Here is a 13516-nt window from a genome sequence, read left to right on the forward strand (position 1 = left end):
TTCTTTCCGTCACTCCAGCTCTTCTTTCCGTCACTCCAGCTCTTCTATCCATCATCTTAATTTTCCTCATAAACAAAAAAACAGTGAAGAGTTCGATTAACTCGAACCTTCACTGTATATAAAATATTTCTTAGTTTTTGAAGTCTTGTTTAGCTGTAACTTTTACAGCAGTTGCACTTTGACCACCAATGTTTACACGAGCAGTGAATGCGTCTCCAGCTTTACCTGCAGCAGATGCTTCCTCTGTACCGTTTTTGCTGAATACTACTTCACCGTTAACTTTAGCTAAAGTTAATGTTGTAGCAGCAGTTGTAACGCCGTTAAATGTAGCTTTACCTTTATCTGCACCAGTTTCAGCAACAGTTGCCATTACGCCGTATTGGTCAGTAACGACTACGTCAGCTAATTTGAAGAATGCATCTAAGTTGAAGTCAGCAGCTACATTGTAAGAAGAAGTTGTTACGAAGTTAACAGCCTCACCAGCAATGTATTGTGCAGCTTTATCGTTTTCTACTACAGCAACTTTTTCTACTTTAGGAGCAACGTTAGAGAATGTTACTTCTTTCACGATTTCTTCACCAGTAGCATTGATTGTGATTGTTACTTTTGCAGTTGCAGTTTTTGCATCTTTATCGAATACCACGTTAGCAGCATCACCAGTAGTAATATTACCATCTGCAACGTTTGTAAGAACTGAAGATTTTACAGTGTAGTCAGAACCAGATTTAAGTGTAACTTCTCCACCATTAGCAGTTACTGCTTTCACTACAATATCTTTGCCATATTTTTCAGGGATTACTTGTCCAGCTACATAGATAGGTTTGATATCTTCTACTTTATAAGAAGTAAATGAGCTATCTTTTACAACTGAGAATTGTTTAGAGTAAGAGCTTGCTTCGTTTGCAGTATTATCCGCAACTTTTACAAGTTTGAATGTTACATTAGCAGTTGTTTTAGTAACGCCTGCTTTGTATGCTACTGTGATTTTGTTGTTAGTAGCATCTTTAATTTCACCAGTTACTTCGAATGGTGCATCGTTGTCTGTGAATGCTTTGATTGTGTAGCCTGTTGTTGCAAGTTTTGCAAGAAGCTCATCAGTTGAAATAACTTGACCGAATTGATCTTCAACTACGATGTCTTTTGCAGTGATTTCTACTTTTTCACCAGCAATTTCACGGATAGCTGTGCTTACTTTGCTATTTAAGCCAGTGATTACTTTTGGCTCAGTTGTAGATTTAGGGATAGCTGTTTGAGTTGCAACTTTACCAGTTGAAGATGTTACAACGACAGTTACTGGTGTGTTTTCTTTTACGTCAGCGCCTGCTACTTTTGCATAAAGTTCGCCGTCTTTTTCTACTAAAGTACCGCCAGTAATAGAGATACCTTTAGAACCTTTTAATACAGTAGTATCTTTAATTGCATTACCTTGTTTGTCTAAAACAGATAATGGGAATAGGATGTCTGCTCCAGCAGTAACAACTTTTGTAGGAGCGCCTAAAGTAACTGAATCAGTACGTACACCCTCAGCAACTTTCACTGTAGCTTGGCCGTTTTTACCAGTTGCTTTCGCGATAACGATTACGTTTGTATTACCAGTTGCTACAATTTTCTCAACAGGAAGAACAATTACATCTTTGCCTTCAATTGTTTGTTTTTCAAATGCACCAAATGTTGCAACAGCTTGGTTTGTATTTGTTACTAGAACCTCATCTTTTAGACGTTTTACGTCAGTAACTTCTTTACCGTATTGGTCTTTTACAGTAACAGGAAGATAGAATTTATCTTTTGCTAAAGCAGAGTCTTCAGTTAAAGATTTGCCATCTTTGTTGTAAAGAGCGCCAATTGTTACGTCAGATGCTACAGTTTTAGCAGAAACTGTTACAGTTTGTGTAGCTGTAGTTGCAGTTGCACCGTGGATCACTGTAAGTACTACTTTGTCGCCTTCTTTTAGACCAGCTTTAGAAATCGTAATAGAGCCGTCTGCATTTGGATCTGCTTTAGCACCTGCCGCAGATATTGTTAATGATGAAGCGTTTAATTTTGTAATATCTTCACCGTATTGGTTTTTAATTTGGTAACCGATTGTAGCTGTATCTCCAGTAGTTAATGGAGCTACTTCACCAAGGATTTCAATAGTAGAAACTTTTTCGTCTTCTGTTTTCACAGAACCAGTTAGTGCTTCATTTGAAAGACCTGTTACGTTAACAGTGAATTCACCTTTTGTAATTTTGCTTGTTAATTCAATTGTTGCAACTGTTTTATCTGCGTTCCATGTAATAGAAGAGAAGTTAGATTTGAAGCCATCTTTTTTAAGCTCAAATTTAGCTTTTTCAGTTTCAACTGGTTTATTGAATGTTACTGCTAAAGTTTTTGCATTTACAGCATCAACTGATTTTACTTTTACCGCAGTTACATATGTAACTTCAGCTGAATAAGTTTTGCCATCGATAACGAACTCTACTTTAGTTACTTTGTTTTCTGGAAGTGGAGTTGGTAATGTTACCGTGTGTTTTTTGCCATCAGAAAGTGTTACGTCTAATGTTGTTGCATCTACAACTTTAACTTCTTTAACAGTTAAAGGTGCTACTTTATCAATGTTAGTAATTGAACGGTTTAAGAATGATGCAAATTGACCGCGTGTTAATGTGTTTTTAGGATTGAACTGTTTTACATTTGTAAGACCAGCATATTCTAACGCGATGATTGCTTCGCGATTTTCTGTAGCTGTAGCTTTGTCTAAATCAGTGATAGTAGTTTTGAAGTCAGACTCTTTGTAATCTGCTACTAAATCTACGTTGTAAACAGTTTTGATAGCACGTACTAAAACAACTGCCATTTGCTCACGGCTCATGTTATTAGCTTGCATTAATTGGTTATTTGAGCCTTTGAATACGCCAGCATCTTTAACAAGTGCTGCATATTGTAATAATTCTTTGTCAGGTGTTGTTGTTGGTAAATCAGTGAAACGAGCTTTTGTTGCATAATCTGCAGGAACTTCGTATTTTTCTGACACTAACCATTTTCCTAAGAATTTAGTTACATTACCACGAGTAACTACAGCATTCGGTTTGAATGTGCCATCTGGGTAACCTGCTACGATTTTAGCGTCTGCTAATGCTAAGATAGCGTCCTTGTGGTCAGTGTTTTCAATATCAGAAAAGCTTGCTGCGCTTGCTGCTGGTACGATTGCTGATGCTACTAGGGCTGCTGAAGCTGCGCCTACAACCCATTTACTATATTTTTGTTTCATATGAAATTACCTCCTAGATAAATTAGCCAAGCTTATGACTACAAATTCATTATAAGAGTACGAGATAATAAATTTCAAAATGAAATAACTGGAATGAAAAATGTGGTAATACCTTAATTTTAAAGGTTTTCTAACCATATTTTATGAAAACGTTGTTGAGACTACCATCCTGAAAATTAACAGACAAACCTTACTGCCGTATGGAAAATATACCATATTACCCATGCCATTTTTACCATCCAAAATTCAACAAAATTCGACTTTTAAGCAATAATTGATTAAAAACCATTAGTGAACAATTCGTGAATTTACGTTACAATAAGGTAGGTAATTTATTCTTGTATTTCCTTGATTATATTAGATTTTTCCAGAAGTTTTGTAGATTATTAGTTATTTGGAAGATTTCATAAGCAATTATTCGTTCAGAAATTGTAGTAATGCTATCGGCGATATTTGGTGTATTTTATCAGCGATTTTCGTGGGGTTATCAGCGATTATTGGCTTTTTATCAGCGATCTTCTCGAAGTTATCAGCGATTCTGGTCTTTTTATCAGCGATTTTTGCGATTTTATCAGCGATTCTTAGCTTTTTATCAGCGATCTTTCGCGATACAATAATGGATAAAACAATTATTAGAGATGAGGATTTGAAGGAATGGTTTTTAGTAGCCTTATATTTTTATATGTCTTTTTACCATTAGTGCTCATTGTGTACTTCATCTCTCCGAAGATGTTACGCAACACAATTCTACTTTTGGCCAGTCTGTTCTTTTATGCATGGGGTGAACCGAAGTATGTACTATTAATGATGATTTCTATTTTACTCAACTATATTTTAGGGATTGTCATTGAAAATACAGTTTCGCAATCTAAACGAAAAGCGCTACTTTGGCTTGTTATTGCGAGTAACTTGGCCATCCTAGGCTATTACAAATATGCCGGCTTTTTTGTGGACATTATTAACAACTACTTGGATAAGCCAATTGAATGGCAGGCTGTACCGCTTCCGATCGGTATTTCATTCTACACGTTCCAAGCACTTAGCTATGTTATCGATGTTTATCGAAAAGACGTAAAGGCACAGCGCAATTTTTTAGATTTATCACTTTTCATTACATTATTTCCACAGCTCGTGGCAGGACCAATTGTTCGTTATCAAACGGTAGCCGAACAAATTAAAAAGCGTCTTTCTACAGCTGAGGATTGGATGATCGGGACACGTCGTTTTGTACAAGGCTTAGCTAAAAAAGTACTGATTGCGAATCCGATGGGCGAAGTCGCCGACCAGGTTTTCAGTTTGTCAGGCGGTGATTTAACAACAGGTACTGCTTGGATAGGAATCTTAGCTTACTCGTTACAAATCTATTTTGACTTCTCTGGCTATAGTGATATGGCCATTGGTCTAGCACGAATTTTCGGCTTTAATTTTGAAGAGAACTTTAACTATCCGTACATTGCACAGTCCGTAACAGACTTTTGGCGTCGTTGGCATATTTCGCTTAGCAGCTGGTTTAGAGATTATGTCTACTTCCCACTTGGAGGTAGCCGTGTTAGCCATGAATGGAAACTATATCGAAACTTATTAATTGTTTGGACGTTAACGGGCTTTTGGCACGGAGCGAGCTGGACATTTATGGCATGGGGCTTTTATTACGGAATATTAATTTGCCTTGAAAAATGGGTGCTTTTAAAATGGTTGGAACGCATACCTCGTTTCTTACGCCATATTTATATTCTTATTATTGTTATGATCGGTTGGGTATTCTTTAGAGCGAATGACTTTACATATGCCTTTGGATTTATCAAGACGCTGTTTGGGCTATCCGATGCGGCGCTTTATAATTATGAAACGATTTTGCTTGCAAAGGACTATGCCGTGTATTTTGTAGTCGCGATCATATTCGCAATGCCAATTTATAGACTTTATCAAACGTGGAGTGAGCAAAAAGCGACGACTTCCCTATCATTTGATTGGAGTCTACGCCTTGTACAAACAATTTACTATGGAGCATTGTTGCTCTTTATCACAATGTTTTTAGTGAACGCAACACATAATCCATTCATTTACTTTAGATTCTAGGTGGGACAACATGCGAAAAATACAAATGTATCTATTACCAATAACCTTTTTTTGCATCATTTTCGGTGGCTTCGTCGTGCATGTATTAACGGTGGATCGTCCACAATCTGAAATGGAGAACCGTCCGTTAGAATCTGCAAACCTTTCACCAAGCCTACAGGAGATTTTTTCAGGGGCATGGTCGAAGCAAGTAGAAACATATATTTCCGATCAATTTCCTGCACGTGATACTTGGATGCGCAACTATGTTTACTTCCAACGTGCAATGGGGAAAACCTACTTAAACGATAAGTACGCAGTTGATGATAAAAGCGGCTGGATTATTTCCAAGCCCGCTGAAGCAAAACCTGATAAAGAGCTCGCTTCCTTCGCCTCTGATTTACAAAAGCTAAGCGAAGGACTAGCTGAAAAAAATATTCCGTTTACGTATTACTCGCTACCAGCAAAGGCGACTTACTCACGTGAGCCAAGTCCAAGCTATATGCCCGATGACGCTGGAATTGCCAATAATATGCGCCTACATGAGCTTGTTACTGCTGCAGGCGTAGACAATGTTCGCCTCTATGATGAAATGAAGAACGACTTTTCTGTTGAACGTAACTTCTTCAAAACCGATCATCACTGGACAATACGCGGTGCATACTCAGGCTATCAGGCGCTAATGAAAACAATGAGCGAACGCCTCGGTGAATCCATTAAGCCAATTCCATACGAGGAAGCCAATACTTATTGCTTAAAGAATAAATTTGCTGGCTCATGGAATAAAATTTTGTACATGACAGTCAATAATCACGATCAAATTTGCTACAACGAGCCTGCTTCATTCGCAACGCAATTTACAATTTACGACGGTACAATTGAGGGTGGAGTAACGGCTCCGTACGACGCAGTATACGGTCGTGCCAAAAAAATGAGTCCTGATGCAGTCGTCAACTATGCTGATGCCTATAGCCGAGACTTTGCAGAGCTCACTATTGTCAACAATCACTATGATAGCGATAAACATATCGTCGTTATTAAAGATTCATATTTTAACAGCATTCAATTTCATGTAGCAAGTCACTTTAAAGAGTTGACGATTTTAGACTTACGTTACTTGGATAAAGATGTTATCTCTTATCTACAAAGCATGCATCCAGACTATGTTGTACTAGCTTACAATGACCGGAATTTAAAATTGATGCCAGAGTAACGAGAGCTATTAGTGTAGATATCATCTTCTAGTGGCGGTGTTCGCTTTGTTAGCAGCGATGTTTTAACTTTTAGCGGCGGTATCGACTATGTTAGCGGCGATGTTTCGACCTTTAGCGGCGGAATTGACTATGTTAGCGGCGATGTTTCGACCTTTAGCGGCGGAATTGACTATGTTAGCGGCGATGTTTCAACCTTTAGCGGCGGAACTGACTATGGTAGCGGCGATGTTTCGACCTTTAGCGGCGGAACTGACTATGGTAGCGGCGATACTCGCTTTGTTAGCGGCGCAACCCTCACTGTTAGCGGCGGAACTAACGTTTTTACCGGCGATATTTCAACCTTTACCGGCGCAACTAACTATTTTACCGGCGATACAATAAAAGCAGTGATTTCTATCATGAAAGAAATCACTGCTTTTCCTATGTGGCACGCTTTTTCATTTTCCCAACTACCCACTGACTAAATGGAAGCATAGAAATCAACTTCGTCACCGTCATACAAACGACTATCGTCCATAGCATGAGCAACGGCACTCGCACTAGCGTACTATTAAAATGGTCCACAAACCAGCCTGTTGATATTCGCAGAACCTCCCAATGAATGAGATAGATCATAAACGCATATCGACTCAGCACCTGAACCGTTTTCGTATAAGGTAGCGACTGTCCCCAGGCAATTACTAACAAGGTCATACTTATGACAAGCGGTACTAAATCAAGTCGTCTCGAATGCGTCTCTGTATAACCGAGCAGCATACGGATGTATAAAAAGGCACCAGACAACACGAACAACACAATCGTCGCGTAACGATACTTTTTCGCAAGCGCAGCAATCTGCGTATAATACACACCCAACGCATAAGCTATCGCAAAATAACCAAGCCAGCCCGTAAAGAGTACACGAAACATGATTGCATTCTCTTCAAAAAATGGATATGGCAATGCAATCACTGAATGATGGATCAGCGTAATCATCACACATAACGGTAAAAACCAAGCCATAGACCACTTAAAACGTTTCATCAACACAAAGACTACATATAGCTGCAAAATAACTACAACAAACCAGCCTACAAACTCACTATAAACAACATTACGGACAAACTTATCCCATAATAAGCCCTTGCAGAAAATCACCTCCACAAGTATTGAATCAAGCATTGCCCATATTAAATAAGGTAGAAAAATATATTGAATTCTATTCGACCAAAAGTTACTCGGTATTTTATCCTGATAACGATTCGCCAAAATTAAAATAGATAACAAAATAAACGTCGGCGTCGCATAACATAGCGCAATCCGTAAAAACAAATAAAACGTCTGCTCCGGTATTGCCCCAACCTCCATAATAATCCACGAAGAAGTGTGTAATAGTAAAATAGACAAACACGCTAACACACGTAGTAAATCCCACTCTTTAATCACTAAACATTCTCCTAGTATCTTTATATCTCTTTTAAGTCTGTCATAATTTGTCGATAATTGCAATGAGCGTTCCTTGTAAGCTAGGTTTTCTATGCTATAATGGGAGGAATTATAATCAATTATGCCTCGGCATAATTGCACCCGCTGAAAGAAGTTAAAGAGAGATAGACTAACGAAATAGATACATTTAATAGAAGAGAGGTGAAATCGATGGAGGAAGTTTTAAGCGAATTAAAGCAAATCAATCAACATCTTGATTCAATTGAGAATCGTCTTGAGTCAGTGGAAAATCGTCTTGAGTCAGTAGAAAACCGTCTTGAGTCAGTGGAAAGCCGTCTTGAGTCGGTGGAAAGCCGTCTTGAGTCGGTGGAAAATCGTCTTGAAGTAGTAGAGTTTGAGCAACAACAAATCAAACAAGCTGTTTTAGAAACGAACGAAAAAGTAAACCGACTAGCAGTTATTCAAGAAAGCCAGCACCGCATTATTGAACTACTATCAGCCCGCTCGATCCAGCATGAGGCAGAGTTGAAAAGAATGAGTGATCTACAAGTTGTTGTTTAAAAAGTTCCTTCATAAAATTTCGCATAAACAAACGCCACTTCAAATTAAACTTTGAAGTGGCGTTTTGAGTACTCTTCTATATTAATAAGGTGGAAAGTAATATCACAAGTTTAAGTCACGATGTTAATAGAACTTTCCATCACCAAATCTTCTCTACCCATTCAGGATGGTCTATAAACGGATTTCGATTGCCTTGGATTTCGTAAATTCTTTCATTTCTTTGTTTTTCATATTCATCTACAGGATCTTGCTTGTGCCATTGTAAAAGAACAGAAAGTTTACCGTGATATGGAGCTGTTCCATTATTGACTTTGTCATTTAATTCAAGATCAACTTTGTCTCCAGGCTCATAACGAGTTGCCATATATAATAGTATACGTGCTACATCACCTTTTACGCGATTAGGTGGTTCGAATGAATCTGAATCTTTAAAGCAACCATTACAGCCAGCCACTGGACTGCCACCATTGTCAAAGTCTAAATTTCCTCTTGAGCTATTAACTTGTACATCGGTTGCGCGTAAGTGATGTATATCTGTTCCTGGTCCTTTGCTTGTCCCAAAGTTACCGTGTGATTTTGCCCACGTATGCTCTCTATTCCAGTTTCCTACATTGCCACCATTGTTTGTTTTTGCACTAGATTTCCCAGAGTAAAATAAAATTACATTATTCGAATTAGTAGGGTCTTCATCCGTATACTTTAATACATCCCAAACGTCATCATAAGAAAGCACCTTTTGTTCAGAAATGATGTCATGAAGAGCCTTTTTTAGTGCTTGACCTTCCTTGTTATAGGCACCTGCATAATAATCATTAGCAATCACTGTAACGCTGAAACTTGTAGTGACACTTTTCTCTCCATCAGATGCTGTAACGCCAACAATATGACTACCCTCATCTACATTGAGTGTTAATAACTTTCCATTGATAGTGCCTTTTGTGGCAGTAAATGAAAGTTCATCGCCATCAGGATCGGAAAAATGATCTGTTAAATCAATGTTAATTTCCTCTCCTACAGCTACAGTTTTGTTTGAAATCGGATTTTTAATTATTGGTTGATTGTTTTCTGAAGGCAAAGAAGGATCCACAATGGGATCCCCCTTCGAATTTGTAAATTTAATTTGCTCAGGAGCTGCACCCTTTATATATATTATCGATTTTATATCTAGATTTTCAGCGCCTCTTATTTCACTGACATTTGGACCTTCAATTGTGAGTGTTTTCACTCTAGTACCTTTAAGATCGATAATCATTCCTGCTTTAACTGGACTAAGGATAACATCAGTCATCTTAAAGCCTTCTCCATGTAGCTCCGCATAAGCACCTTTAAGGAACACACCTTTTGGAATAACAGATTGAGCATCTAAATGCACTGCCACACTAGGTTTATTTATTGTCAATTTGTTCTTCTTGAAGTTCTTATAGTCATATACTATTTCAGGCTCAATCGGTTCAACAGTTGAACCTTTATTCACATCGATTTGAACCATTACAGGATCATGGTCACTTGCACGACCAGCCATGTCCGTAAAATCAGCATTAATATGAAGAATATCGACAGCTGTTTTATCCGCAAGATTGTTTGACACTAAAATATGATCTAATACTTGTGAATTCCCTTGAAATACATATGTGTAACGATCAGAAGCATCCACTTTATTAATCATATTTGTCATCAATTGGCCTTCATGGATTTTAAGAGCATCAGCAAATTGATAATCATTGAAATCGCCTAAAGAAACAATGTTTGCATCTGGATTTTTTGATTTAATGTCCTCAACAAAATTATAAACAATATTGGCGATTTTTTTACGTTGCCCTTCACTTCCATACTGTGGAGGCTGAATCGCGCCATATAAAGGCGTATCTCCATTTTTAGAATTCCAATGATTTGCGATCACAATTACATCTTCACCTTGAAATTCAAATTGTGCTGCTAAAGGTTTACGGCTACTTTTAAACGCTTCATTTGCCGGATCAATACGACCAGGGTTCAGTGTTAATTTCCCATCTTGATAACCAACTGCTGTTGTCGCATCTCCTGCTGGGATACCTTCCTTCAACTTCACTCGCTCTGGATTATACAGGAAGCCAACACGAATATTCGCATCTGGTGCTCCACCATCTTGATTGTTGATAGGATCAATATTGACATACTTATATTCAACACCACTAGCAGCCTTAATAGCGTCAATTAGTCTTTGATAACTTTGATCTGCTTTTGAATCACCAGGAGAAGCACCGTTATTATCTTGCACCTCTGTTACACCAACAATGTCTGGGCTTCCCATGTCAATGCCAATTGCTCTTGCTAGTTTTTTCGCTTTATCATCAGTAGTAGAAGTTTTGTTATTAGAGAAGTTCTCCAAATTATACGAGGCAATTGTTAACTTATCTTCTGCCTTTACTATTTTTGTAGTCTCTGGTGTTGTATCTCCTTTTTCTTTAGCAACCTTCATCTCATCTAAAGAAGCATAGATTTTAAAGTTTTGATAGGAATAGCCAACGATTCCCGTAATGGGCCCTTTAAATTTATCACCTGTAGCCACTTCAAAATCGCGTGCAGCGCCATTCGGTTCTAATCGGAATTGAATTCTGTTTGGATTTGCATTGTCTTTCTCATACAATACCCCACCGTGAAGTGTGTTCGTCGGTGCATCCTCAAGTACCGTTACTAAATCTCCATGCTCCTGTGGTGCCACCGCTTTCACGTTTCCAACTTCTACTCTCATGCCTTCGATACTTTCCCAATAATCAATAGCGTCGATTGTTGGATTAAAAATTTCAAGCTGATCACTGTCGATTTTACTAAATGACATTTTTAGCTTATCAATTTCAATTGCTTTTGGTAAGGCTACACTACTTTTAATGACTTCTACTTTTCCATTTTGATCGTCTCGCACATTAATTTGAGTTGTTTTTAAATCTGTTTGCTGCCTATCATCATAGCCATCATAAGCATATTCGCTTACTTTACCTTTAACAGATACTAAATCCCCTACCTTAATTGGCCATGGTTTCTTTCCACTGTACAGAAAAATTCCTTCAGAAGTATTCGGATCATTATCAACCAATTCATCTGGCGTTTGAATCGTATAATACCAATTATTATTTAACGTAAATGAATAAGTAACGATACCTTCAATTCCTTCAACTGTCTTACCATCAAATGTAGAAGTATGCCCTGCACCCTGAATATCATGAATTTGTAATTTATTCGCAAAGGTATAATCAAATGTAGTTATATCACTGTATGTGCCATCTTTAGCTTTCACTATTGTTTTTAAAGTAGTATTTTTGCTAATCTCAATCGGCGTCTCATATTTAAGACTTTTATCAGTTGGCTCTGTGCCATCTAATGTGTAATAAATTTCCGCATCTACTGTCGGTGTTGTTAACGTAACTGCTGTTTTCCCAACGAATGTTCCACTTCCAGGAGATGCGATAGCAGGCTTTAATGCCGAACTATCCACTACGATATCTGCTTTTGATCGAGGAATCACTTGATAGTCTTTATCGAACTGTTGAACAATACCAGTGATAGATTCATAGTTTGTACCGACAGTTAAACCAAGAGAATTTGTTTCATCTCGTACGAGGAAATTCGTTCCGTCATTTGCAGTAAAGTTTGCCCACCCTGCCCCTTGTTGAACATCTGTAAGAGTAACATTTTTCACTGTTACTAGCTGTGATTCGCTATCTTCATTTACTTGAGCACCTGTTACTACCTTTGACGAAGGTACACCGGCATTTTCAACTTTTTCAACGATTGTAGCACCATCTAATTGTAGTAACCCGCGATAGTCTGCTAATTTACCTTTTAAAGTAACTTCATCCCCGATAGACATAGCTAGATTAGTAGGTCTCACAGCAATACCACCCGTATCATCTTGAACAGAGAACGTATTTTTCAAGCCTGCTGCAACCCTACCTTTGATAGTTACCGTTTCACCTAGACCTTTATTTCGGGCATCTCCAATTGAGAGAACTGTCGGTGCTTCAGGATCAACAGGTTCGCCTGAATTTGTATCCATTACGTGTTGCCCTAAATTGGAGAAATCATCCTTATTCAACTTCTCCCATTCCATTGTTGAATCAAATGGGTCGTCTATAATTGTATCTCCAGAAGTAACGGATTTTTTCCTTACTAGGGTTACATCAACACCGAAATTTTCTCTCACGCCAACTTGTCCAATGGAGTCAATAACCTCTCCAGATTTCCTTAATACTACAGGATCATCACCATTGAAATTAATAACAGTTGAGTTTTCTAGATTCCCTCTTGCTTTAATATTTGAATCTGCATCTTTATGATAAACAACATAGGTAGCTCCGTTTTCTAGAGTACCTGTCAGATTCACTTTGTTTTTCGAAGTAACTTCTCCGTTCGTATGAAGCTCTAAAGTATAATTACTTAAATCAACCGCGGTACCTGTACCATTATATATTTCAATTGCTTTATTAAAGGAACTTCCTTCTATATACTCCGAAATGATTAAATCCTTTGCAACTGTTTCAGCATTTACAGTGATGGGCGCTACTGGCGCGGCAACACTTGCGACTAGAGTTGTTGCTAAAAAAGTATTTATAGACTTCTTCCAATTATTCTTTGACAAGTCAATTCTCCTTTCAAATTTAGGAAAGTTAGTTTTTAAGATGCAATGCCTTCCCTCTACTTAAGAGAAGACTTTGCAAAAAAATTATAGAATTGTTTCTCCATTAACTGTGATTCTATTTAATTTAACTTTTTTAGTATCTATTTCTGAAATATCTAGATTCTATTCTACTTTTGTTTCTAACCTCCTTAACTGTTTTCACCTTTCTAGTAATATTGTTTAAATTCGCATATGGCGACATATTTCCCCACTACATATATATGTAAACATATTATTATTAATTCACTATTTTTATAGTATTTATATTATGTAAATGAATGGCTCATCACCAAAAGTCGTGGGTGACAAAATCAACGACCTGTTTCTAAACGTAAACGAAGGAAAAAACGGTCT

At 37.7% G+C, this 13516-nt stretch carries 8 protein-coding genes; 5 read left to right on the top strand and 3 right to left on the bottom strand.

Going from position 1 to position 13516, the window contains the following annotated elements; all coding sequences use genetic code 11:
- Positions 1–130: 130 nt before the first annotated feature.
- On the bottom strand, positions 131–3250 hold the full coding sequence (locus tag AMS59_RS14165) for an S-layer homology domain-containing protein (protein ID WP_053484394.1): 3120 nt from the start codon (positions 3248–3250) through the stop codon (positions 131–133).
- A gap of 394 nt (positions 3251–3644) precedes the next feature.
- Between AMS59_RS14165 and AMS59_RS14170 the strand changes: the two genes are divergently transcribed.
- The 4 genes from AMS59_RS14170 (at position 3645) to AMS59_RS14185 (ending at position 6903) form a co-directional block, all read left to right on the top strand.
- Positions 3645–3950 (top strand): hypothetical protein, encoded by a 306-nt coding sequence (locus AMS59_RS14170; protein WP_053484395.1) that lies wholly within the window; start codon positions 3645–3647, stop codon positions 3948–3950.
- Positions 3905–5329 (top strand): MBOAT family protein, encoded by a 1425-nt coding sequence (locus AMS59_RS14175; RefSeq protein ID WP_053484396.1) that lies wholly within the window; start codon positions 3905–3907, stop codon positions 5327–5329. The genes AMS59_RS14170 and AMS59_RS14175 overlap by 46 nt, the downstream gene beginning before the upstream one ends.
- Positions 5330–5339: 10 nt before the next feature.
- Complete coding sequence (locus AMS59_RS14180; protein WP_053484397.1) at positions 5340–6521, top strand: DHHW family protein; 1182 nt, start codon at positions 5340–5342, stop codon at positions 6519–6521.
- Between the two features lie 88 nt (positions 6522–6609).
- On the top strand, positions 6610–6903 hold the full coding sequence (locus AMS59_RS14185; protein ID WP_053484398.1) for a hypothetical protein: 294 nt from the start codon (positions 6610–6612) through the stop codon (positions 6901–6903).
- A 39-nt stretch (positions 6904–6942) separates the two neighbouring features.
- Here the strand turns inward: AMS59_RS14185 and AMS59_RS14190 are convergent, their stop codons facing one another.
- Complete coding sequence (locus AMS59_RS14190; RefSeq protein WP_053484399.1) at positions 6943–7947, bottom strand: acyltransferase family protein; 1005 nt, start codon at positions 7945–7947, stop codon at positions 6943–6945.
- Between the two features lie 210 nt (positions 7948–8157).
- On the opposite strand from AMS59_RS14190, the gene AMS59_RS14195 reads away from it, so the two are divergent.
- The gene (locus tag AMS59_RS14195) at positions 8158–8508 is read left to right on the top strand and encodes a hypothetical protein (RefSeq protein WP_053484400.1); all 351 of its coding nucleotides are present in this window, start codon (positions 8158–8160) and stop codon (positions 8506–8508) included.
- A 139-nt stretch (positions 8509–8647) separates the two neighbouring features.
- Here AMS59_RS14195 and AMS59_RS14200 read toward each other — a convergent pair whose 3' ends face one another.
- On the bottom strand, positions 8648–13123 hold the full coding sequence (locus AMS59_RS14200; protein WP_053484401.1) for an endonuclease: 4476 nt from the start codon (positions 13121–13123) through the stop codon (positions 8648–8650).
- Positions 13124–13516: the final 393 nt, after the last annotated feature.

Source organism: Lysinibacillus sp. FJAT-14745 (genome assembly GCF_001275675.1).
In the GTDB taxonomy this organism is placed as follows: domain Bacteria; phylum Bacillota; class Bacilli; order Bacillales_A; family Planococcaceae; genus Lysinibacillus.